This window comes from Jatrophihabitans sp. (assembly GCF_046262535.1).
Lineage (GTDB): Bacteria > Actinomycetota > Actinomycetes > Mycobacteriales > Jatrophihabitantaceae > Jatrophihabitans.
This window is the reverse complement of sequence record NZ_JBHEMO010000008.1, coordinates 17,662-39,161: the sequence shown is the minus strand read 5'-3', so window position 1 is coordinate 39,161 and position 21,500 is coordinate 17,662. Positions and strand designations below refer to the sequence as shown.

At 70.9% G+C, this 21,500-nt stretch carries 22 protein-coding genes; 18 read left to right on the top strand and 4 right to left on the bottom strand.

Features of this window, described 5'->3' with window-relative positions; all coding sequences use genetic code 11:
• The 6 genes from paaA to ABR571_RS01070 all read left to right on the top strand — a co-directional run.
• Nucleotides 1–864, top strand: an 864-nt coding sequence (paaA, locus tag ABR571_RS01095; protein WP_409451332.1) for a 1,2-phenylacetyl-CoA epoxidase subunit PaaA, incomplete at its 5' end; no start/stop codon positions are given.
• Nucleotides 861–1,223: a 1,2-phenylacetyl-CoA epoxidase subunit PaaB gene (gene paaB, locus ABR571_RS01090; RefSeq protein ID WP_409451331.1), complete on the top strand. Its 363-nt coding sequence runs from the start codon at nt 861–863 to the stop codon at nt 1,221–1,223. The genes paaA and paaB, both read left to right, overlap by 4 nt.
• Nucleotides 1,224–1,228: 5 nt before the next feature.
• Complete coding sequence (gene paaC / locus ABR571_RS01085) at nt 1,229–2,095, top strand: 1,2-phenylacetyl-CoA epoxidase subunit PaaC (protein ID WP_409451330.1); 867 nt, start codon at nt 1,229–1,231, stop codon at nt 2,093–2,095.
• Nucleotides 2,089–2,586 (top strand): 1,2-phenylacetyl-CoA epoxidase subunit PaaD, encoded by a 498-nt coding sequence (paaD, locus tag ABR571_RS01080; protein ID WP_409451329.1) that lies wholly within the window; start codon nt 2,089–2,091, stop codon nt 2,584–2,586. Before paaC ends, paaD begins: the two co-directional genes overlap by 7 nt.
• The gene (paaE, locus tag ABR571_RS01075; protein ID WP_409451328.1) at nt 2,583–3,632 is read left to right on the top strand and encodes a 1,2-phenylacetyl-CoA epoxidase subunit PaaE; all 1,050 of its coding nucleotides are present in this window, start codon (nt 2,583–2,585) and stop codon (nt 3,630–3,632) included. The genes paaD and paaE overlap by 4 nt, the downstream gene beginning before the upstream one ends.
• Before the next feature lie 33 nt (nt 3,633–3,665).
• On the top strand, nt 3,666–4,538 hold the full coding sequence (locus ABR571_RS01070; RefSeq protein WP_409451327.1) for an LLM class F420-dependent oxidoreductase: 873 nt from the start codon (nt 3,666–3,668) through the stop codon (nt 4,536–4,538).
• A gap of 4 nt (nt 4,539–4,542) precedes the next feature.
• Here the strand turns inward: ABR571_RS01070 and ABR571_RS01065 are convergent, their stop codons facing one another.
• On the bottom strand, nt 4,543–5,418 hold the full coding sequence (locus tag ABR571_RS01065; RefSeq protein ID WP_409451326.1) for a metal-dependent hydrolase: 876 nt from the start codon (nt 5,416–5,418) through the stop codon (nt 4,543–4,545).
• Complete coding sequence (locus ABR571_RS01060) at nt 5,415–6,065, bottom strand: TetR/AcrR family transcriptional regulator (protein ID WP_409451325.1); 651 nt, start codon at nt 6,063–6,065, stop codon at nt 5,415–5,417. Before ABR571_RS01060 ends, ABR571_RS01065 begins: the two co-directional genes overlap by 4 nt.
• A 107-nt stretch (nt 6,066–6,172) precedes the next feature.
• On the opposite strand from ABR571_RS01060, the gene ABR571_RS01055 reads away from it, so the two are divergent.
• From ABR571_RS01055 to ABR571_RS01015, 9 genes are all read left to right on the top strand, one after another.
• Nucleotides 6,173–6,577: a nitroreductase family deazaflavin-dependent oxidoreductase gene (locus tag ABR571_RS01055; protein ID WP_409451324.1), complete on the top strand. Its 405-nt coding sequence runs from the start codon at nt 6,173–6,175 to the stop codon at nt 6,575–6,577.
• A gap of 178 nt (nt 6,578–6,755) precedes the next feature.
• A complete protein-coding gene (locus ABR571_RS01050) occupies nt 6,756–7,535 on the top strand; it encodes an electron transfer flavoprotein subunit beta/FixA family protein (RefSeq protein ID WP_409451323.1) in 780 nt (259 codons plus the stop codon).
• Between the two features lie 29 nt (nt 7,536–7,564).
• Complete coding sequence (locus ABR571_RS01045) at nt 7,565–8,521, top strand: electron transfer flavoprotein subunit alpha/FixB family protein (RefSeq protein ID WP_409451322.1); 957 nt, start codon at nt 7,565–7,567, stop codon at nt 8,519–8,521.
• A 117-nt stretch (nt 8,522–8,638) separates the two neighbouring features.
• A complete protein-coding gene (locus tag ABR571_RS01040) occupies nt 8,639–10,036 on the top strand; it encodes an MFS transporter (protein ID WP_409451321.1) in 1,398 nt (465 codons plus the stop codon).
• 95 nt (nt 10,037–10,131) lie between these two features.
• Nucleotides 10,132–11,307, top strand: a complete 1,176-nt coding sequence (locus ABR571_RS01035) for a cysteine desulfurase family protein (protein ID WP_409451320.1) — start codon at nt 10,132–10,134, stop codon at nt 11,305–11,307.
• An 11-nt stretch (nt 11,308–11,318) separates the two neighbouring features.
• Entirely contained in the window at nt 11,319–12,410 is a 1,092-nt protein-coding gene (gene mnmA / locus ABR571_RS01030) for a tRNA 2-thiouridine(34) synthase MnmA (RefSeq protein ID WP_409451334.1), read from the top strand.
• Entirely contained in the window at nt 12,407–13,402 is a 996-nt protein-coding gene (locus ABR571_RS01025; protein WP_409451319.1) for a methionine synthase, read from the top strand. The genes mnmA and ABR571_RS01025 overlap by 4 nt, the downstream gene beginning before the upstream one ends.
• Nucleotides 13,403–13,444: 42 nt before the next feature.
• Complete coding sequence (ligA, locus tag ABR571_RS01020; protein WP_409451318.1) at nt 13,445–15,574, top strand: NAD-dependent DNA ligase LigA; 2,130 nt, start codon at nt 13,445–13,447, stop codon at nt 15,572–15,574.
• A gap of 92 nt (nt 15,575–15,666) precedes the next feature.
• On the top strand, nt 15,667–16,536 hold the full coding sequence (locus ABR571_RS01015) for a phosphatase PAP2 family protein (RefSeq protein WP_409451317.1): 870 nt from the start codon (nt 15,667–15,669) through the stop codon (nt 16,534–16,536).
• On the opposite strand, the gene ABR571_RS01010 is transcribed toward ABR571_RS01015, so the two are convergent.
• A complete protein-coding gene (locus tag ABR571_RS01010) occupies nt 16,434–17,306 on the bottom strand; it encodes an oxidoreductase (protein ID WP_409451316.1) in 873 nt (290 codons plus the stop codon). The genes ABR571_RS01015 and ABR571_RS01010 overlap by 103 nt on opposite strands.
• A gap of 85 nt (nt 17,307–17,391) precedes the next feature.
• Nucleotides 17,392–18,051: an ACT domain-containing protein gene (locus ABR571_RS01005; RefSeq protein ID WP_409451315.1), complete on the bottom strand. Its 660-nt coding sequence runs from the start codon at nt 18,049–18,051 to the stop codon at nt 17,392–17,394.
• 180 nt (nt 18,052–18,231) lie between these two features.
• On the opposite strand from ABR571_RS01005, the gene gatC reads away from it, so the two are divergent.
• From gatC to gatB, 3 genes are read left to right on the top strand one after another with little or no spacing between them, the layout of a single operon-like run.
• Nucleotides 18,232–18,522 carry an Asp-tRNA(Asn)/Glu-tRNA(Gln) amidotransferase subunit GatC gene (gatC, locus tag ABR571_RS01000; RefSeq protein ID WP_409451333.1) on the top strand — a complete coding sequence of 97 codons (291 nt, stop codon included), beginning with the start codon at nt 18,232–18,234 and terminating at the stop codon, nt 18,520–18,522.
• On the top strand, nt 18,522–20,018 hold the full coding sequence (gene gatA / locus ABR571_RS00995; RefSeq protein ID WP_409451314.1) for an Asp-tRNA(Asn)/Glu-tRNA(Gln) amidotransferase subunit GatA: 1,497 nt from the start codon (nt 18,522–18,524) through the stop codon (nt 20,016–20,018). The genes gatC and gatA overlap by 1 nt, the downstream gene beginning before the upstream one ends.
• Nucleotides 20,015–21,499, top strand: coding sequence for an Asp-tRNA(Asn)/Glu-tRNA(Gln) amidotransferase subunit GatB (gene gatB, locus ABR571_RS00990; protein ID WP_409451313.1), 1,485 nt, complete (start codon nt 20,015–20,017; stop codon nt 21,497–21,499). The genes gatA and gatB overlap by 4 nt, the downstream gene beginning before the upstream one ends.
• Nucleotide 21,500 lies beyond the last annotated feature (1 nt).

The following is a 21,500-nucleotide window of genomic DNA, read 5'->3' as shown; positions in this document are numbered from 1 at the left end:
TCGGAGATCATCGGCATGCAGCCCGAGGGCAACTGGATCACCCGGGCGCCGTCGCTGCGGCGCAAGGCGATCCTGATCGCGAAGGTGCAGGACGAGGCCGGCCACGGAATGTACCTGTACTCGGCGGCCGAGACGCTCGGGGCCGACCGAGCCGACCTCACCGAGAAGCTGATCACCGGCCGGCAGAAGTACTCGTCGATCTTCAACTACCCGACGCTGTCCTACGCCGACGTGGGCGTGATCGGCTGGCTGGTCGACGGCGCGGCGATCTGCAATCAGGTCCCGCTGTGCCGCTCGTCCTACGGGCCGTACGCCCGCGCGATGATCCGCATCTGCAAGGAGGAGTCCTTCCATCAGCGGCAGGGTTACGAGCTGCTGATGACGATGATGCGGGGCACCGACGCGCAGCGCGAGATGGTGCAGGACGCGACGAACCGGTTCTGGTGGCCTTCGCTGATGATGTTCGGCCCGCCTGACGACCGCTCGCCCAACACCGAGCGCTCGATGGCCTGGGGCATCAAGCGGCACACCAACGACGAGCTGCGCCAGCGCTTCGTCGACATGACCGTGCCGCAGGCGGACAAGCTGGGCGTGACGCTGCCCGACCCGGAGCTGCGGTGGAACGCCGAGCGCGGCCGCTACGACTTCGGCGCGATCGACTGGTCCGAGCTCGACGCGGTGATCAAGGGCGACGGGCCGTGCAACGCGCAGCGCATGGCGCACCGCCGCGCCGCCCACGAGGACGGCGCCTGGGTCCGCGAAGCCGCCGCGGCCCACGCCGCCAAGACCTGCTTTGCACCTTTCAGCGCTGCAAATGAGGGCCATCCGCGACCCGCAAAGGTGCAAAGCGGGGGTGGCGCATGAGTGAGTACACCGCTGAGGGCGGGCACGGGGCGGTACCCACGTCCGACGCGCCCGTGCGGCCGTCGCCGCGCGCCGTTCGGCGCGACTGGCCGCTGTACGAGGTCTTCCTGCGCGGCAAGCGCGGGCTCAACCACGTGCACGTGGGCTCGCTGCACGCCGCCGACCCGCGCATGGCGTTGCACCATGCGCGCGACCTGTACACCCGGCGCAACGAGGGCGTGAGCATCTGGGTCGTGGCTGCCGCCGACATCACCGCGTCCAGCCCGGATGAGAAGGATCCCTTCTTCGCGCCGTCCGGCGACAAGGTCTACCGCCATCCCACCTTCTACGACATCCCCGACGACGTCCCCCACATGTGATCGCCATGGACAACGACACCTCGAACGACACCCCTTACGACGGCTTGGCCGACGAACACGACGACGACGCCCGCTGGGCCTTCGGCACTGGCTTCACCGATCCGCTCGAGGGCATCGACACCTCCGTGCCGGACGAGTTGGATCCCGGCGCGCTGGCGACCTACTGCCTGATGCTGGGGGACGACGCGCTCGTGTACTCCCATCGCCTGCAGCAGTGGATGACGCGGATGCCCGAACTCGAGGAAGAGACGGCGCTGGCCAACATCGCGCTGGATCTGCTCGGCCAGGCCCGCATGCTGCTGGCCCGGGCCGGCACGATTCTCGGTTGCACCGAGGACCAGCTCGCCTACTTCCGGGACGCGGGGGCGTTCCGCAACGTGCGCCTGGTCGAACCGCCCGACCTCGACTTCGCGGAGCTGGTCGGGCGGCTGTGCGTCTTCTCGACCTGGCGGCTGGCGCTCTTCGACCGCCTGGCCGCCGAGAGCCGCGACCCGGTCGTCGCCGCCATCGCCGGCAAGGGCGTGAAGGAGCTCAGCTACCACCGCGACTACGCGGCGCAATGGGTCGTCCGCCTCGGCGACGGGACCGACCTCTCGCGCGATCGCATGCAGGCGGCACTGAACGCGATCTGGCCCTTCGTCGAGGAACTGTTCGGCCCGCATCCGGCCGATCTCGTCATTGTCGGCCGCAGCGAGTTCGACGTCGTCCTCGACACCGTGCTGGCCACAGCGACCCTCGACCGGCCGGATGTCGCCCCGCTCGCCGCGGTCGGCGGGCGCACCGGTCGCGACGGCGTGCACACCGAAGCCTTCGGCTACCTGCTCGCCGAGCTGCAGAGCGTCGCCCGCGCCCACCCGGACGGCACATGGTGACCGCGTCGGCAAGCGCCTGGACCGTCGCCGCCGCTACCCCCGATCCCGAACTCCCGATGCTGACCCTCGGCGACCTGGGCATCCTGCGCGATGTCGACGAGACGTCCGACGGCGTAGTCGCCACCATCACGCCCACCTACTCCGGTTGTCCGGCTATGCGCGAGATGGCCGCCGACCTGCGCCAGCGGTTGCTCGCCGCCGGCTATTGCGATGTCGAGGTGCGCACGCAGCTGGCGCCCGCGTGGTCCAGCGACTGGATCACCCGGGACGGTCGTCGCAAGCTCGCGGAGGCCGGCATTGCGCCGCCCAACGGTGCGCCCCGGCGAAGCGGACCGGTTCCGCTCACGCTCGGCCGGCCGGCCGCGGTCACCTGCCCGCGCTGCGGCTCGCATCGCACCGCCCTGACCGCGGCGTTCGGCTCGACCGCCTGCAAGTCGCTGCACCGCTGCTCGGCGTGCGACGAACCGTTCGAGTCGATCAAGGCCATATGAGCGCGCGGGCCTTCCACGAGCTGACGGTCGCGCGGGTCGAGTCGATGACCGTCGACTCCGCGGCGGTGACGTTCGACGTCCCCGAGCACCTGCGCGCAACGTTCACGTTCGCCCCGGGCCAGTCGCTCACCGTCCGGCGCGGCGAGGAGCGCCGGTCCTACTCCATCTGCGCCCCGGTCGGCCGGCCGCCGCGGATCGGTGTCCGCGAGGTCACCGGCGGCGCGGTCTCCGGCTGGCTCGTCCATGACGTGCGCCCCGGCGACGTCCTCGACGTGCAGCCGCCGAGCGGAACCTTCACCCCGCAACTGGGGACCGCTGAGGATCACGTGCTGATCGCCGCCGGCTCCGGCATCACGCCGATGATCTCGATCGCCGGTTCGCTGCTCGCGGAGTCGCCGGACGCGACCGTGACGCTCGTCTACGGCAATCGGCGCAGCGACTCGGTCATGTTTGCCGACGACGTGGCCGACCTGAAGGACGCCTACCCGCAGCGGATGAGGCTGATCCACGTGCTGTCCCGCGAGCCGCAGGAGGTCGAGCTCTTCAACGGGCGCCTCGACGCCGGCCGGCTGGGCACGCTCCTGCCCGCGATCGTCGACGTCGCCGGCGTCGACCAGTGGTGGCTGTGCGGGCCGTTCGGCATGGTCACCGACGCCATCGAGGTCCTCACCGCGCTGGGCGTCGAACGCGGGCGCATCCACCGCGAGTTGTTCTACGTCGAGGACGTGCCGCCCGCAGTGGTGCGCCACGACGACGCACCGCTCGGCGCCGGCAGCGAGGCCACCGTCGTCCTCGACGGCCGCACCACCACCCTCACCGTGCCCGCGGGTATGCCCATCCTCGACGCCGCCCAGCGAGTGCGGCCCGATCTGCCCTTCGCCTGCAAAGGCGGCGTGTGCGGCACCTGCCGGGCCCGCGTGACAGCCGGCGAGGTGACCATGCGGCGCAACTACGCCCTCGAGGACGACGAGGTCGCCGCCGGCTTCGTGCTCACCTGCCAGGCACTGCCGACGACGGACGCGGTGACGGTCGACTACGACGACTAGCGTCGGGGGACGACATCGACAGGGAGAAACCTCGTGGAGCTCGGCCTGCACCTGCCCAACCTGACCTACCCCAACGGCCCCGCGGCGCTCGGGAGTGATCTCGCCCGGATCGCCACGACGGCCGAGGACGTCGGCTTCAGCAAGCTCAGCGTGATGGACCACGTCTGGCAGATCGCAGTGATCGGCCCGCCGGAGAAGGACATGCTCGAGGCCTACACGACGCTCGGGTTCCTGGCCGCCCACACGAAGCGCATCGAGCTGCTGGCCTGGGTGACGGCCGTCGTCTACCGCGAGCCGGGTCTGCTGGCCAAGTCTGTCTCGACGCTCGACGTGCTGTCCGGCGGCCGCGCGTGGCTGGGCATCGGGGCGGCCTGGAACGAGCAGGAATCGGTCGGTCTCGGCCTGCCGTTCCCGCCGACGGCCGAGCGCTTCGAGCGGCTGGAGGAGGCACTCGAGATCTTCCTGCAGATGTGCAGCGACGACGAGAGCCCCTACGAGGGCAAGCACTACAAGCTGGGCCGCACACTCAACGTCCCGCAGCCGCTGCGGCGTCCCCACCCGCCGATCCTCATCGGGGGCGGTGGCGAGAAGAAGACGCTGCGGCTCGTGGCGAAGTACGCGCAGGCCTGCAACCTGTTCGCCGTCCCTGAACTCGGGCACAAGCTGGACGTGCTGCGGCAACACTGCGCCGAGGTCGGGCGCGACTACGACGAGATCGAGAAGACCGTCATGATGCCGCTCGACGCCGGGCGCGACGGCGAGAAGGTGGACGAGTTGCTGGGCCGGCTGGGCGAGCTGGCGGCACTCGGCATCGACCACGTCCACGGCGCCGTTCCCGGGGTCGCCGACATCACGCCGCTGGAGCTGCTCGGCGAGAAGGTCATTCCCGCGGCGGCGCAGCTGTAGCGCGCTACTTCACGTGGTCGGCGAGCCGGCCCTCTTCCCCGAACAACTCCTCACGCCAGCGTTCGAGCAGCTCGGTCGCGTCGTGGTCGTCCGGATGGAACCCCACCCGGTTGTAGTCGTTGATCCGGCGGGCGACCTCGCGCGTCAAGAACGGCGAGTGCCGTAGTGCGGCCAGGCTGCGGCCCAGGCGGCGCAGGTCGTAGCTGGCCCGGTCGCCCAGCAGGGACAGAACGGAGTGCCCGACCACCGCGAAGATGAACGCGACGGTCATGAAACGCATCGTCCGGATCCGCAGCTTCTCGTCGCCGACCACGTGCTGGTAGACGTCGAAGGCGACCGCTTTGTGCTCGGACTCCTCGAGTGCGTGCCACAGCAGCATCGAGCGCACCTCGTTCTCACCGAGCAATTCCTGCGCGCGCGGATCCGTCAGCAGCGTCTCGGCCAAGGCCGCGGTGTAGTGCTCGAGCGCTGCGGTGATCGCGAGCTGCACCTTGTGCGGGAAGAGCCGTTCGTTGCGCTTCAGGCCGGCCTTGACCATCCGGTCGACCCGTCGTGTCGGATAGCCCATCTCCTGCAGCCGCTCGTTGAGAGCCCCGTGCTCGCGTCCGTGCGTCACTTCCTGGCCGATGAAGCCGGCGACCTGCTTCTTCAGCTCCGAGTCGGTCACCCGGTCGGCGTAATGGCGAACCGACCGCACGAAGAAGTCCTCGCCCTCCGGGAACATCGCCGACAGCACGGACACGACGTGGCTCATCACCAGGTCGCCCCTGACGTAGTGGCGGTCGAGCGCGGCGGGTGGATAGGCGAACGCGATGCGGCGCGTGCGCACCGAGCGGACCGGCACCGGGCGTGGGCCTTCGCTGGTCAACGGTTGGCTCATCGCGTGCTCCTCGACGTGGGGCGGTTCGTGAACTCGTGCGGGCGCGTATCGACGGCGAGAGTCAGGGCGCCCTTGAGCACGGCCCGGACGGCGGCGTGCCGCCCGCCCGCATCGCCATCGAGGGCCACCTGTGCGGCGAGGCCGGAGTACACGGCCAGGATCGCGTCGAGCGTCTCGCCGATGAACGGGGACTCGGCCAGGTCGGGGAACGCCTCGGCGAACACCTCGCGCGTCATCTCGGCGGCGTGCCGCAGTCCCGCGGCCATCACCGGGCGCAACTCGTTGTCACTGCGAGCGGCCACCATGAGTTCGAGCAGCGCCTGGTAGGACGGGTCCTCGAAGAACGTCCACAGCACGTCGAGCGCCTTGCCCACCGTGCGCCGCGCCGGGGCGATGGCGGCGAAGCGGGCCCGGAACTCCGCGGCGCGCAGCTCGACGAGGCGGTGGGCGGCGGCGGCCACGAGGTCGGCCTTGGTCGGGAAGTGGTGGGCCAGCGCACCCCGCGACACACCGGCCCGCCGGACCACGTCGTTGGTCGAGAACCCGCTGTACCCGGTCTCGGCCAGGCCCTCGATCGCCGCGTCGAGCAGACGGCTGCGCATCACGGTCACCCGCTCGGCCTGCGTCGGGCGCATCGTGCCGGTCATATTCGCGACGCTAGGCGCAAACTTACCGGCAGGCAAGCCTGCCGGTAAGTTCCGCCAAATATTCATCGGCAGCGCAACCAAGGCCGTCCGCGCGCTAGACAGGAGGCATGCCGCTACCGAACGCGCTCGCCCGGCTGAACCGGGTGGGGTTGAACCGCATCACCCGCCGCTTCGCGACATGGGTTCCCGGTCTCGGCGTGGTCGTCCACGTGGGGCGCCGCTCGGGTTCGCGGTACCGCACGCCGGTGAACGTCTTCAACTCCGGCCGCGAGTACACCCTCGCGCTCACCTACGGAGCGAAGACGGACTGGGTCCGCAACGTGCTCGCAGCAGGCGGCTGCGAGCTGATCACCCGGCGGCGCACGGTGCGGCTCACGAATCCGCGCATCGTGCACGACGAGACGCGCGCCCGGATCCGCCCGCTCGAACGGGCGATCCTGCGACTGCTCAACGTCGCGGACTTCGTCATCCTCGAGGTCGAGGACGGGACGTCCCCGGGGGCGCGGCCCTAGGTGCGGGGCGCTGCGTGGGATGCTGGTCTCACGAGAGAAGCATCATGTTGCTACTCGTCAGTAACATGGGCACAGTGTTGTGGAACGTCTCGTGACGGCCCACCGGGCTCGTCCGATCTCCCGCGACCTTCGGTCGCCGGGATCACTGAAGGCCTAAGACGGAGAGGTCAGCGAACGCATGAACATCGTGGTCCTGGTCAAGCAGGTGCCTGACACCGAAGGTGACCGCAAGCTGAATACCGCGGACAACACGGTCGACCGTGCCGCGGTCGACCCGGTGATCAACTACATCGACGAATTCGCGATCGAGGAAGGGCTCCTGCTCAAGGAGGCGCACGGCGGTGAGGTCACCATCCTGACCGTCGGCCCCGAGCGGGCCACCGAGTCGATCCGCAAGGCCCTGTCCATGGGAGCCGACAAGGCCGTCCACGTCTCGGACGAGGCGCTGCACGGCTCGGACGCCGTGGCCACCGCGAAGGCGCTGGCCAAGGCACTGGGCGCGCTCGAGTGGGACGTCGCGATCGCCGGATCCGAGGCCACTGACGCGCGCGGCGCGGTCGTTCCGGCCCTGCTCGCCGAGGTGCTGGGTGCGCCGCAGCTCACGCAGGCCCGCAAGGTGACCGTCGACGGGTCCACGGTGACGATCGAGCGGGTCACCGACACCGGCTACGAGAAGGTTGAGGCCTCGACGCCGGCCGTCATCAGCGTCGTCGAGAAGATCAACGACCCGCGGTACCCGTCCTTCAAGGGCATCATGGCCGCCAAGAGCAAGCCGATCGAGGTCAAGTCGCTCGGCGACCTCGGCCTCGACGCCGGCGACGTCGGGCTCGACAACTCGTGGACGCAGGTCGTGTCGTTCGAGAACGCGCCACCGCGCGAGGCCGGCCAGACCGTCAAGGACGAGGGGGACGGCGGCGCGAAGATCGCCGACTTCCTGGCGTCCAAGAAGCTGATCTGACCCGAGCCGAAACCAAGGAGACAACAGACATGGCAGACGTCCTGGTTCTCGTCGACTCGGTCGACGGCACCGTCAAGAAGCCCACCCTCGAACTGCTCACCGCCGCCCGGCACCTGGGCGAGCCCGCGGCCGTCGTCATCGGCGCGCCGGGCACCGCGGGCCCGCTGAAGGATCAGCTCGCCGAGTACGGCGCGGCCAAGGTCTACGTCGCGGAGGGCGACGAGATCGGCTCGTACTCCGTCGCGCCGAAGGCCGAAGCCCTCGCCGCCGTCGCGCAGCAGGCGAGCCCGGTCGCCGTCCTCCTCTCGTCCAACAGCGAGAACAAGGAGGTCGCGGCCCGGCTTGCCCTCAAGCTCGAGTCGGGCCTGCTCTACGACGCCGTCGGCATCGACAGCGACGGCACGGTCACCCAGCAGATCTTCGGTGCCGCCGTCACGGTGAAGGCCAAGGCGACGAAGGGCACCCCGGTCATCACGGTCCGGCCGAACTCCTTCGCCCCCGAGCCGGCCTCCGGCGCGGCCGAGGAAGTGCCGGTCAGCGTCACGCTGTCCGACGCGGCGAAGGCCGCCAAGGTCATCGACTCCGTGGTCGAGGAGAAGGGCTCGCGCCCGCAACTGTCCGACGCCTCCGTCGTCGTTTCCGGCGGCCGCGGTATCGGCAAGGCCGACAACTTCGAGATCATCGAGAAGTTGGCCGACTCCCTCGGTGCCGCCGTCGGTGCCTCGCGCGCCGTCGTCGACGCCGGCTGGGTGCCCCACACGATGCAGGTGGGGCAGACCGGCGTGACCGTGTCGCCGCAGCTCTACATCGCGGTCGGCATCTCCGGAGCCATCCAGCACCGGGCCGGCATGCAGACCTCGAAGACCATCGTGGCCATCAACAAGGACCCCGAGGCACCGATCTTCGAGATCGCCGACTTCGGCGTGGTGGGCGACCTGTTCCAGGTTGCCCCGCAGCTGACGGACGAGATCACCAAACGCAAGTAACGCCACCCTGTCGAAAGTTGTCCGTGTGTCCTCACGTCCTGACGTGGGGACACACGGACAACTGCGTTCGGGCCAAAGGATTGAGTTGAGCCGCACTTCACGTTGCATGCTGATGACGTGACGGTGGACGAGCGAGAGCTGGACGGCGCGCCGGGCTCGATCTTCAGTCCGCCGCTGCGGGCCACGAGCGTCGGCCTGCTCATCCTCGTCACGCTGATCGCCTTCGAGGCGATGGCCGTCTCGGCCGCGCTGCCCACCGCCGCGCGGGCCGTCCACGGGCTCGGCGCCTTCGGGTGGGCGTTCACCGGCTTCCTGCTCGCCAACGTGTTCGGCATGGTGGCGTCCGGCCAGCTCAGCGACAGCCGCGGGCCGCGACTGCCTGTCGTCGCCGGACTGGTGTGCTTCGTCGGCGGTCTGCTGCTGTCCGGGACGGCCGTGACGATGGCTCAGCTGGTCGCCGGCCGGGTCGTGCAAGGCTTGGGCAGCGGCTTGATCATCACCGCGATCTATGTCGTGATCGGCGAGATCTATGCCGAGCAGTTCCGGCCGCGGCTGTTCGGCGCCATGTCGTCGGCCTGGGTGGTTCCGTCGCTGCTCGGCCCGGCGATCTCGGGCGCTTTGGCCCAGCACGCCAGCTGGCGGTGGGTTTTCCTGGGTCTCGTGCCGTTCAGCGTCGTCGGTGGACTGCTGATGATCCCGGTCCTGCGCTCGCTGCACGCGCCCTCCCAACCCGGCGGCCGGAGCGACCGCTTCCGGCTGGTCCGGGCGACCGCAGTGGCCGTCGGCATCGCGGCGCTGGAGCAGGCCGGCCAGCATCCGTCCGTGCTTGCCGGAGCTCTCGGGGTCGGCGGGATCGGGCTGCTCGCGTGGGGCCTGCGTCGCCTGCTTCCGTCCGGCACCTTCCGGGTGCGGCCCGGGGTCGCCGCGCCCGTGGCGCTGCGGGGGCTGCTCGCCGGCGCATTCTTCGGCGTCGAGGCCACCGTCCCGTTGTCACTGTCCCAGCAGCACGGGTACGGGGCGACGATCGCCGGTCTGCCGCTCGCGCTGTCCGGCTTCAGCTGGGCCGCGGGGTCCTGGTGGCAGGGCCGGGTCGACGACAGCGCCGCCCCGCAGCGGCGGATCGCCCTGATCCGGGCCGGCTTCGTCTGTCTTGCGGCGGCCGCCGCGACGATGGCCCTGGCGTCGGTCCCCGAGCTGCCCGGCTGGCTCGCCTTTCCCGGTTGGCTGATCGCGGGCCTCGGCGCCGGCCTGACCATGTCGAGTGTCAGCGTCCTGCTCCTGAACTACACCAACGACGCCGATCGCGGCGCCGACTCCGCCGCGCTTCAGCTGTCCGACGCAACGGCCAGCGCACTCACCACGGGCGTGGCCGGCGTCCTGGTCGCGGCGGCGACGCGAGGTGCGATCAGTTCCACCACAGGCTTCGTCACGCTCGACCTGCTCATGTGCGGGGTGGCGGTCACCGGCGTCGCCACGGCGTTCCGCGCCCGCGCCGCGGCGCCGGTACGCGGGTAGGTCGGCCCGAGCCCGGGGTAGCCGGCACCGCTGAGGCGCTCGCCGCTGGCTGCTGCACTGAACCGGCGGGGGCCGGACGCCGTAAACTCGGCCCGGTGCCCTACCTGGACCACGCCGCGACGACGCCGATGCTGCCTGAGGCGGTCGCGGCCGTCACCGAGGCAATGGGTCGGGTCGGCAATCCGTCGTCGCTGCACACGGCGGGACGAACTGCGCGCAGGCGGGTCGAGGAGTCGCGCGAGACCGTCGCGGCGGCCCTCGGCGCGCGACCGTCGGAGGTCGTCTTCACCGCCGGCGGCACGGAGTCGGACAACCTGGCGGTGAAGGGCATCTTCTGGGCCCGGCGGGAATCGGATCCCCGCCGTCGGCGCATCATCGCGAGCTCGGTCGAGCACCACGCCGTTCTCGATGCGGTCGAGTGGCTGGTCGGCCACGAGGGTGCCGACGTCACCTGGCTGCCGGTGGACCGCACGGGCCTGGTCGCTCCTGCAGCATTGCGGGCCGCGATCGAGGAAGACCCGGACTCCGTCGCCCTGGTGACGGTGATGTGGGCCAACAACGAGGTCGGCACGATTCAGCCCGTCTCGGCCCTGGCCGCGATCGCCCACGAATACGATCTGCCCATCCACAGCGACGCCGTGCAGGCCGTGGGCACCGTGCCGGTGGACTTCGCCGCCTCGGGCCTGGACGCGCTCACGCTGACCGGCCACAAGTTCGGTGGTCCTCCGGCCGCCGGTGCGCTGCTGCTGCGCCGTGATGTCGCCTGCGTCCCGCTGCTGCACGGGGGCGGCCAGGAGCGCGAGGTGCGCTCCGGGACCCTGGACGTCCCGGGCGCCGTCGGGCTGGCCGTGGCCACCGCGCTCGCCGTCGAGCGGCGCGATCACGTCGCCGCCCGGATCGGCGCACTGCGCGAGGACCTCGTCACCGGCATGCTGCGGTCGGTCGAGAACGTGACGGTGAATGGTCACCCCACCCGCCGGCTGCCCGGCATCGCCAATCTAAGCTTCGCCGGCTGCGAGGGCGACGCCCTGCTGATGTTGCTCGACGCGCGCGGCGTCGAGTGCTCCACCGGCTCGGCGTGCTCGGCCGGCGTCGCGCAGCCCTCGCACGTGCTGATCGCCATGGGGGCGGATGCGGTCGAGGCACGCGGCACGCTGCGCTTCTCGCTGGGCCACGACTCGACGCCGGCCGATGTTGCCGCCGCCCTCGAGGCCATCGTGCCGGCGGTCGACCGGGCGCGCAGCGCCGGACTCACCACGGTCGCATCGTGACCGCGGGCCGGTTGAAGGTGCTGGCCGCGATGAGCGGTGGCGTCGACTCCGCCGTCGCGGCCGCCCGCGCGGTCGACGCCGGCCACGAGGTCACCGGGGTCCACCTGGCGCTGTCGGCGGCGCCGGCGACGCTGCGCCACGGCGCCCGGGGATGCTGCACGCTCGAAGACGCGCACGACGCGCGCCGGGCCGCAGACGTGCTCGGGATCCCGTTCTACGTCTGGGATCTCGCCGAGCGGTTCCGCGCCGATGTCATCGACGACTTCGTCGACGAGTACGCCGCCGGTCGCACACCGAATCCGTGCCTGCGGTGCAACGAGAAGATCAAGTTCTCGGCCGTGCTCGACCGGGCGCTGGCCCTCGGCTTCGACGCCATCGTCACGGGCCACCACGCCCGACTCGTCGACGGCCGGCTGATGCGCTCGGTCGATCCGGCCAAGGACCAGTCCTATGTCCTGGCGGTATGCAGCGAGCGTCAGCTGGCGTCGGCGATGTTCCCGCTCGGCGACTCGACCAAGACGCAGGTCCGGGCCGAGGCGGCCGCGCGGGGCCTGGCCGTCGCCGAGAAGCCCGACTCGCACGACATCTGCTTCATCGCCGACGGCGACACGCAGGGCTTCCTCGCCCGCCGGCTCGGCGCCCAGGACGGCCCGATCGTCGATGCCGACAGCGGCGAGGTGGTCGGCACGCACGCCGGCTCCTTCGGGTTCACCGTCGGGCAGCGGCGCGGGCTCAACCTGCAGCGCCCCGCTCCGGGCGGCGACCCCCGGTACGTGCTGTCCATCCGGCCGAAGGACAACACCGTCGTCGTCGGACCGCGCAGCCGGCTCGACGCCGACGTCGTGAGCGGGGAACCCGTCGTCTGGACGAACGGAGCCGCGCCGGGGGAGCGGTTCGACTGTGCGGTGCAGCTCCGGGCGCACGGCATGACGAGCCCGGCGACGGTGACCGTGGACGGCGCGGCAGTCACGGCGACGCTGCATGTCGCCCAGGCGGGCGTAGCGGCCGGCCAGGCTTTGGTCATGTACGACGGCGACGTGGTGCTCGGTTCGGCGACGATCACTGCCGCCCACCGCACCGCCGACGTGGCCGCCGGGGCGTGAGCCGCCCCTGGCCGACCGGTGCCGTCACCGGGATCGGCTCCCTGCCCGGTACCGACCCGGCCGACGCGGCGGCCCTCGTCTTCGGCGAGCTGCCCGACCTGCCGCACCTGCCCGAGCTGCCCGAGCGCGGCGCCGGCGGGGACATGATCGGACGCACGGCGGCGCTCCTGGTCGACCTGCCGGTCGAGCTGGTGCCGTCCGGTTGGCAGATCGCGGCCCATCCCGGCCGCGACCTGCGGCGTGCGTCCGACCTGCTCGCCCGCGACCTCGACGCCCTCCAGAATGCGGCCGGCGGCTACAGCGGAGCACTGAAGCTGCAGGCGGCCGGTCCGCTCACCCTCGCGGCGGCCGTCGAGCTGCGCACGGGACACAAGGTCGTCAGCGACGCGGGCGCGCTGCGCGATCTCACCGAGTCGCTGGCCGAGGGGCTGGCCGGGCATCTGGCCGACGCCGCGGCCCGGCTGCCCGGCGCCCCCCTCGTCCTGCAGCTGGACGAGCCGTCGTTGCCGGCGGTGCTCGCGGGCGAGATCCGCACCCCGTCGGGTTACGGCACGGTCCGCGCACTCGATCGGCAGGTGGTCGAGCAGTCGGTGCGGACGGTCCTCGGGGTTGCGCCGCCCGGCGGCCGGGTGGTGCACAGCTGCGCAGCCGGGACGCCGATCGGACTGCTGACGGCCGCCGGCGCCGACGCGGTGGGCGTCGACGCATCGTTGCTGGGCGTGCCGGACTACGACGCGCTGGGCGAGGCCGTCGAAGCCGGCGTCGCGCTGTGGCTCGGGGTCGTCCCGGCGACCGATTCCGACGTCACGCTCGACCGGGCCCGCGGCCCGATCCGTCGGATGTGGTCGGAACTCGGGTTCGATCCCGAGTTGCTCGCGACGACGGTCGTCGCCACGCCGACGTGCGGGTTCGCCGGTGCGTCACCGGGCTACGTGCGGCGTGCGCTGGCGGTGCTCCGCGAGGTCGGCCGGAACTCGCTCGACCCGTCGTGACGCACGGCGGGAGCGTCGTACCCAGTCGCTAGGTTAGGGCTCATGACGCAGGTCAGCCAAGCCCCGTCCGAAGCCCGCGGCGAGCACGCCCGACTGGCGCAGGAACTCGACGAGCACCAGTACCGGTACTACATCCTCGACGCGCCGACGGCGAGCGACGCCGACTACGACGCGCTGATGAGGCGCCTGCAGGAACTGGAAGAAGAATTCCCCGAGCTGCGCACCCCGTCGTCGCCCACGCAGCGGGTCGGCGGCACGTACTCGACCCTGTTCACCGCCGTCGACCACCTCGAGCGCATGCTCAGCCTCGACAACGCGTTCTCGCCCGAGGACATCCAGACCTGGGCACAGCGCGTCGAGCGCGACGCCGGCGCTTCGCCGCGCTACCTGTGTGAACTGAAGGTCGACGGTCTCGCCGTGAACCTCCTCTACGAGGACGGGCGCCTCGTCCGCGGCCTCACTCGCGGCGACGGCCGCACCGGTGAGGACGTGACGCCGAACATCCGCACGATCGCGGGCGTGCCCGACCGGCTGACCGGCGCGGACGTGCCCCGGGTCCTCGAGGTGCGCGGCGAGGTCTTCTTCCCGGTGGCCCGCTTCGAAGAACTCAACGCCGCCCTGGTCCAGGCGGGCAAGGCGCCGTATGCCAATCCGCGCAACACCGCGGCCGGGTCGCTGCGCCAGAAGGACGCACGCATCACCGCGACGCGCGGACTGAACATGGTCGTCCACGGCGTCGGCAAGGTCGAGGACGGCCCGCGGGTCACCGAACAGTCCGGCTGGTACGACCGGTTCCGCGAATGGGGGCTGCCCACGTCCGACCGGGCCACGGTCGTCGACGACCTCGCCGGAGTGCAGGAATTCATCGACTACTACGGCGAACACCGACACGCCGTCGAGCACGAGATCGACGGCGTCGTGGTCAAGGTCGACGATCTGTCCTTGCAGCGGCGGCTCGGCTCGACCAGCCGCGCCCCGCGGTGGGCCATCGCGTTCAAGTACCCGCCCGAAGAGGTGAACACGAAGCTGCTCGACATCCGCGTCAACGTCGGGCGCACCGGCCGGGTCACCCCGTTCGGCGTCATGGAACCGGTGAAGGTCGCCGGCTCGACCGTCGAGATGGCCACGCTGCACAACCAGTGGGAGGTCGAGCGGAAGGGCGTGCTGATCGGCGACACCGTCGTATTGCGCAAGGCCGGCGACGTGATTCCGGAGATCGTCGGGCCGGTCGTCGCGCTGCGGGACGGCAGCGAGCACGCGTTCGTCATGCCGGCCGAGTGCCCGGCCTGCGGCACTCCGCTGGCGGCCGAGAAGGAGGGCGACAAGGACATCCGCTGCCCGAACTCACGCAACTGCCCGGCCCAACTGCGGGAGCGGCTGTTCAGCCTCGCCTCGCGCTCGGCTCTCGACATCGAGGCGCTCGGCTACGAGGGCGTCGTCGCCCTGCTCGACGCGGGCGTCATCACCGACGAGGGCGACCTGTTCGCGTTGGCGCCGACCGTGGACGGGGACGACACGCTCGCCCGCAGTGTTCTGGGCGGGGTGCCGTTCTACACCCGCGCGGCGAAGAAGTCCGACCCGCCGGAGGCGGTTCGCGACGGACGGGTGCTCTCGGCCAACGGCGAGAAGCTGTTGGGCAACCTGGCCGAGGCGCGGACGCGTCCGCTGTGGCGGATCATCGTCGCCCTCTCGATCCGCCACGTCGGCCCCACCGCCGCCCGCGCGCTGGCCACCCACTTCGGCGATCTCGCGACGATCCGCAACGCGACGGTCGAGCAGCTCGCCGACGCCGAAGGGGTCGGTCAGGTGATCGCCGAGGCGGTCGTCGACTGGTTCGCCGTCGACTGGCACGTCGCGATCGTCGACAAGTGGGCCGCCGCCGGGGTGCGCATGGCCGACGAGATCGACGACACCCCCAAAACCCTGGCCGGGCTCACCGTCGTCGTCACCGGTTCCCTTCCGGGATTCTCGCGCGACGAGGCGAAGGAGGCGATCGTGTCGCGTGGCGGTAAAGCGGCGTCTTCGGTGTCGAAGAAGACCGACTACGTCGTCGTCGGTGACAACGCCGGCACCAAGGCGGAAAAGGCGGAGCAGCTCGGCGTGCCGATCCTCGACGAGGACGGGTTCCGGGCGCTGCTGGCCGACGGACCGGTCGGCGACGAGATCGGGTGAATTGCCCGTCTGACGTGTTCTCGCCCACAGATACGGTCACTATCCGGTTACTTTGTGGGTAGTTCACAGCGGGATATGGAAAAACCGTAGGCGTGGGATATCCGCTGTCCGTGCTGCGCGCTGCCACGACACCCTTTCCCAAGACATCGGTCCGGGTTTCGTGGCGTGCCGTTGCCTTCGGCGGACTGCTGCTCGCTTACGTGCTCCTCACGCTGGCCGTGATCTTCCCGTCACCGGTGCTGACGCTCGACACCGCGTTGATGAACCTGCACGTGCGCCACCACCATCCGGCCTGGAAGCCGTGGATCTACTACTACGTGATGTTCGGTCAGCGGGGTCCGGCGACGCTGCTGTTCCTGCCCTGCTTCCTGTGGACGGCCTGGCGTAGACGGTCGACCGCGCCGCTCGTCCTGCTCGGCGCCGCGCTCGTGCTGCTCAACCTGAGTGTGGGCGTCGTCAAGCTCGCGACCGGTCGACTCAGTCCGCTGCGGACCCACAACGCGCACGACATCTTCGTCGGCGGCAACATCTATCCCTCTGGTCACGTGTCCAACACGGTGGTTCTCTACGGGCTGCTCGCCTGGCTGGCCGTCGGGCACCGCAAGTGGGGAATCGGAGCGGCGATCTTCCTGTCGGTGACGGTCGGCGCCGGCACGATCTATCTCGACACGCATTGGTTCAGCGACGTCATCGGCGGCTGGATCGCGGGCGGTCTCGTACTGCTGGCCTTGCCGACCGTCATGCCGGCTGCGCAGCGGGCAGTCGACGCGGCGGTCGGCTGGGGCCGCGGCCGGGTCAGGCGGCGCGCGGAAGTATCCGCGCCCGTCCCGCTGCAACCGGCCGTCGCTCGCGTCGTCGTTCAGCGCCAGTCGGCGCCGGTCAGTTCCGCGGCCTGCTCCCACAGCTTCGCCGCCACGACGGCATCCTTCGACGCCTTCGAGGAGCCCACCCGTTTGGGGTGACCGTGCAGTTCGCCGACTCCGTCCGGGCCCCAGTAGTCCCCGCCACGGACGTCGGGCATCGTCGCGGCGTACAGCGTGGGCAGCGCGCCGAGGTCGGGGCTCTGGCCGAGCAGCCGGTTGCCCAGGCCCATGATGCGGTGCTCGATCCCCTCGGTGTGGAACTGCAGCTCGGTCGACGCGTAGCCGGGATGGGCCGCCACTGATCGGACGGCTGACCCGCTCGCGCGCAGGCGCCGATCGAGTTCGAAGGCGAACATCAGGTCGGCCAGTTTCGACTGGCCGTACGCGGCCCAACGCCGGTACCGCCGCTTCTGCCAGTTCAGGTCGGTCAGCGCGATGCGGCCCCAGCGGTGCGCGCCGCTGGCGACGGTGACCACCCGCTCGCCGATTCGCGGCAGCAGCAGGCAGGTCAGGGCGAAGTGGCCGAGGAAGTTGGTGCCCAGTTGCATCTCGAAGCCGTCGGCCGTGCGCGTCAGCGGGATGGCCATCACTCCCGCGTTGTTCACCAGGACGTCGAGCGGCCCGGTCGAAGCCGCGAAGGCACGGATTGAGGCCAGGTCGGCCAGGTCGAGGGACCGGACCTCGACGTCGCCGGTCATCTTGGCCGCGGCGGCCTGGCCCTTGGCCACGTTGCGGCAGGCGAGGACGACCTCAGCGCCGCAGGCGGCCAGCGCGCGGGCGGTCGCCTCGCCGAGGCCGCTATTCGCGCCGGTGACGACGACGGTGCGCCCGGTCTGGTCGGGCAGGTCGGCGGCGGTCCATTTCGGCATGGCGGAACTCTAGAGCTCGCCCTTTCCGAAGTTGTCCGCGCTATACCGGGCTATAGCGTGGTGAAGCGAGGACAACTGGCGAAGATCACTCCGTTGCCGGAGCCGGGGTCACCGTGGCGGCAATGGCGGCCAGATGCTGCAGGCGCATCAGCTCCGACGGCAGCCAGCGCAGCGCCGGCCGCCCGATCAGCAGCGCCGCGGGACCGAGCGGCGTGACGGCCAACTCGGTGCCGAGCCGCGTCCAGTCGGCCGGAACCCAGTCGTCCTCGCTCGACACCGGACGCGTCGGCGCCGCCGGCCACCATGGAGCCGGAACCGACTCTAGCTCCGGAGCCGCGCCGCCCCCGGCCAGCACCCGCGCCTGCCCGGCGACCGGTTCGGCCAGCACCAGCGCCCAGCCCGCCCGGAACAATCGAGCGACGCCGTCGGCGAGCACCGGCAGCGACGACTCGGGGTTGCGGGCCAGTGCCTCGAGCAGCTCCAGTTCCCGGTGCGGGTCGATCTGCCCGGCATATGGCCGGATCGACTCGACATGCACCCCGTCGATAGTGGCTGCGGCCGACACCAGCGAGTCGGCCAGCTTGTCCGGCGGCAGCTCGACCACGAAATCGTCGATGGCGCTGCCCGGCGAGCGTTCGATGACGTCGACGCTGAGGATGTCCGCGCCAACGGTGCCCAGCGCGGTCGCCACGGCGCCGAGCGCACCGGGACGATCAGGCAGCACCAGCCGCAGGAGGTAGGACATGCCCCCAGCCTGCCGCACCCGCATGTCGCGCTGATTTCGGCCCACGTCCCGGACGCGAGCCGCCGAACTCGCCTGCAAACCGGGCAGGACGCATCCGTAGACTGCGGAGTCGTGCCCGACGACGCGTTCGCCCCCGACAGCTCTGCGACGGCCGGCTCGCCCGAGGCCGCGGCCGGGCGTATCAGCCGGGCCGACGTCGCCCACCTCGCCCGGCTGGCCCGCCTCGCCGTCAGGGAGGACGAGCTCGACACCTTCGCGGGGCAGCTCGACGTCATCCTCGGGGCGGTCGCGCGGGTCCGTGACGTAGCCGCCGACGACATTCCGCCGACCTCGCACGCAGTGCCGATGACCAACGTCTTCCGGCCGGACGAGAACTGGGACTCGCTGCCGCGCGCCGCGGTGCTGGCCGAAGCGCCCGCGGTCGAGGACGACAAGTTCCGGGTCCCGCGGATCCTGGCCGAGGAGGCGTGATGGACGACCTCACCCGCCGGCCGGCGAGCGAACTGGCCGGCCTCGTGGCTGCCGGCGACGTGTCGGCCGTCGAGGTCGCCCAGGCCCACCTCGACCGGATCGCCGCCGTTGATCCGTCGGTGCACGCCTTCCTGCACGTCGACACCTCCGGCGCGCTCGCCGCGGCCCAGGCGGTCGACGATGCGCGGGCGGCGGGCGAAACGCTCGGCCCGCTGGCCGGCGTCCCCCTCGCCATGAAGGACGTCGTCGTCACCAAGGGCCTGCCGACGACCGCGGGCTCGAAGATCCTCGAAGGCTGGCACCCGCCGTACGACGCGACGATCACGACCCGCATCAAGAACGCGGGCATCGTCATGGTGGGCAAGACCAACATGGACGAGTTCGCGATGGGCTCGTCGACGGAGAACTCGGCCTACGGCCCCACCCGCAATCCCTGGGATCTGGAGCGCATCCCGGGTGGGTCGTCGGGTGGCTCGTCGGCCGCGGTGGCCGCGTTCGAGGCGCCGCTGTCGATCGGCACCGACACCGGCGGATCCGTGCGGCAGCCGGCCGCCGTCACGGGCATCGTCGGGCACAAGCCCACCTACGGCGGGGTGTCGCGGTACGGGCTGATCGCGTTCTCGTCCTCGCTCGACCAGGCCGGCCCGTTCGGCCGCACGGTGCTTGACACGGCTCTGCTGCACGAGGTCATCGCCGGGCACGACCCGTGCGACTCGACGTCCATCAATGCGCCGGTGCCGCCGGTGGTGGCCGCAGCCCGCGAGGGCGGCGACACCGTCAACCTCTCCGGCACGCGCGTCGGCGTGGTACGCGAACTCGGCGGCGAGGGCTACCAGCCCGGCGTCCTCGCCTCCTTCGAGGCGGCGGTCGAGACGCTGCGCAGCCTCGGCGCCGAGGTCGTCGAAGTCAGCTGCCCGAACTTCGAGTACGCGCTGGCCGCGTACTACCTGATCGCGCCGAGTGAGTGCTCGTCCAACCTCGCTCGCTTCGACGGAGTGCGTTACGGCCTGCGCGTCGGGGACGACGGGGTCAACTCGCTCGAGGACGTCATGTCGCTCACCCGCGAGGCCGGCTTCGGCCCGGAGGTCAAGCGGCGGATCATGATCGGCACGTACGCGCTGTCCTCGGGCTACTACGACGCCTACTACGGCCAGGCGCAGAAGGTCCGCACGCTGATCGCCCGCGACTTCGCCGCCGCGTTCGAGCGGGCCGACGTCCTCGTGTCGCCGACCTCGCCCTTCGTCGCCTTCGGCATCGGCGAGCGCATCGCCGACCCGATGGCCATGTACATCAACGACCTCTGCACACTGCCGGCGTCGCTCGCCGGGACGCCGGCGATCTCGGTGCCGTCCGGGTTGTCGGAGGGGTTGCCGGTGGGACTGCAGATCATGGCGCCGGCGCTGGTCGACGATCGGTGTTACCGGGTCGCCGCCGCGTTCGAGGCGGCAACGGCCAAGTCCGGCGCGGTGCTCGCGTCCATCCCGGAGCTGACATGACCACCGACTATGAGGACGTCGTCGCCCGCTACGAGCCGGTCATCGGGCTCGAGACGCACGTCGAACTCGGCACCCGGTCCAAGATGTTCTGCGGGTGCTCGACCGAGTTCGGCGCCGAGCCGAACACGCACACGTGCCCGGTGTGCCTCGGCCTGCCCGGCGCACTGCCCGTCGCCAACGAGAAGGCGATCGAGTCCACGATCCGCATCGGCCTGGCCCTGAACTGCTCGATCGCGTCGTGGTGCCGGTTCGCGCGCAAGAACTATTTCTATCCGGACATGCCGAAGAACTTCCAGACGTCGCAGTACGACGAGCCGCTCTGCGGTGAGGGCTACTTGGACGTCGAGGTCGACGGACAGACGGTGCGGGTCGGCATCGAGCGGGTGCACCTCGAAGAGGACACGGGCAAGAACACCCATGTCGGGACCTCCGGTCGCATTCACGGCGCCGAGTACTCACTCGTGGACTTCAACCGCGCCGGCATCCCGCTCGTCGAGATCGTGACCAAACCGGTGGCGAGCACGGGCGCACTGGCCCCCGAGGTCGCGAAGGCCTACGTCACCGAGTTGCGCGACATCCTGCGCACGCTCGGCGTCAGCGACGTGCGCATGGAGCAGGGTTCGCTGCGCTGCGACGTGAACACGTCGTTGAACCGGCCGGGCGCCGAGTGGGGCACCCGCACGGAGACCAAGAACGTCAACTCGCTGCGATCGGTCGAGCGGGCGGTGCGTTCGGAGATCCTGCGACAGGCGGTCCTCCTCGACCGCGGCGAGCGCATCGTCCAGGAGACGCGGCACTTCTCCGAGACGACCGGTGACACCCGTCCGGGCCGCAGCAAGGAAGAGGCGACCGACTACCGCTACTTCCCGGAGCCCGACCTCGTCCCGATCGCGCCGGACGCCGAATGGGTCGCGTCGCTGCGCAAGGCGCTGCCGGAGCTTCCGTCGGCGCGGCGCGTCCGGCTGCGCGATGAGCTCGGGGTCAGCGCGGAGGACATGGTGCAGATGACGAACGCCGGCGTGGTCGACCTCGTCGGCGCCACGGTCGATGCCGGCGCCCCTGTGGCGGAGGCGCGCAACTGGTGGCTGGGCTATCTCGCCCAGAAGTCGAACGAGCGCGAGATCGACCCGACCGAGCTGCCGATCAGTGCCGGCCAGGTGGCGCGCGCCATCGCGTTGGTGGCCGACGGTTCGCTGTCGGTCGCGCTGGCCCGGCAGGCCGTCGACGGTGTCCTCGAGACGGGCACCGACGTCGACGCGGTCGTGGCCGAGCGCGGCCTCAAGCGCGTCTCGGATACCGGCGCGCTCGAGCAGGCGGCCGACGAGGCGATCGCGGCCAATCCGGAGATCGCCGACAAGGTGCGGTCCGGGAAGCTCGCGGCGGTCGGTGCGCTCGTCGGTGCCGTCATGAAGGCCACCCGCGGTCAAGCCGACGCCGCGGCCGTCCGGCAGATCCTGCTCGACCGCCTGGGTGTCCAATAAA

Coding starts and splice junctions, on each gene's coding strand:
- ABR571_RS01055 (WP_409451324.1), top strand. CDS start 6,173: ATGCCGCTACCGAACGCGCTCGCCCGGCTGAACCGGGTGGGGTTGAAC.
- paaC (WP_409451330.1), top strand. CDS start 1,229: ATGGACAACGACACCTCGAACGACACCCCTTACGACGGCTTGGCCGAC.
- ABR571_RS01065 (WP_409451326.1), bottom strand. CDS start 5,418: ATGAGCCAACCGTTGACCAGCGAAGGCCCACGCCCGGTGCCGGTCCGC.
- ABR571_RS01010 (WP_409451316.1), bottom strand. CDS start 17,306: ATGCCGAAATGGACCGCCGCCGACCTGCCCGACCAGACCGGGCGCACC.
- ABR571_RS01045 (WP_409451322.1), top strand. CDS start 7,565: ATGGCAGACGTCCTGGTTCTCGTCGACTCGGTCGACGGCACCGTCAAG.
- ABR571_RS01005 (WP_409451315.1), bottom strand. CDS start 18,051: ATGTCCTACCTCCTGCGGCTGGTGCTGCCTGATCGTCCCGGTGCGCTC.
- gatA (WP_409451314.1), top strand. CDS start 18,522: ATGGACGACCTCACCCGCCGGCCGGCGAGCGAACTGGCCGGCCTCGTG.
- ABR571_RS01060 (WP_409451325.1), bottom strand. CDS start 6,065: ATGACCGGCACGATGCGCCCGACGCAGGCCGAGCGGGTGACCGTGATG.
- ABR571_RS01050 (WP_409451323.1), top strand. CDS start 6,756: ATGAACATCGTGGTCCTGGTCAAGCAGGTGCCTGACACCGAAGGTGAC.
- paaB (WP_409451331.1), top strand. CDS start 861: ATGAGTGAGTACACCGCTGAGGGCGGGCACGGGGCGGTACCCACGTCC.
- ligA (WP_409451318.1), top strand. CDS start 13,445: ATGACGCAGGTCAGCCAAGCCCCGTCCGAAGCCCGCGGCGAGCACGCC.
- paaD (WP_409451329.1), top strand. CDS start 2,089: ATGGTGACCGCGTCGGCAAGCGCCTGGACCGTCGCCGCCGCTACCCCC.
- paaE (WP_409451328.1), top strand. CDS start 2,583: ATGAGCGCGCGGGCCTTCCACGAGCTGACGGTCGCGCGGGTCGAGTCG.
- gatB (WP_409451313.1), top strand. CDS start 20,015: ATGACCACCGACTATGAGGACGTCGTCGCCCGCTACGAGCCGGTCATC.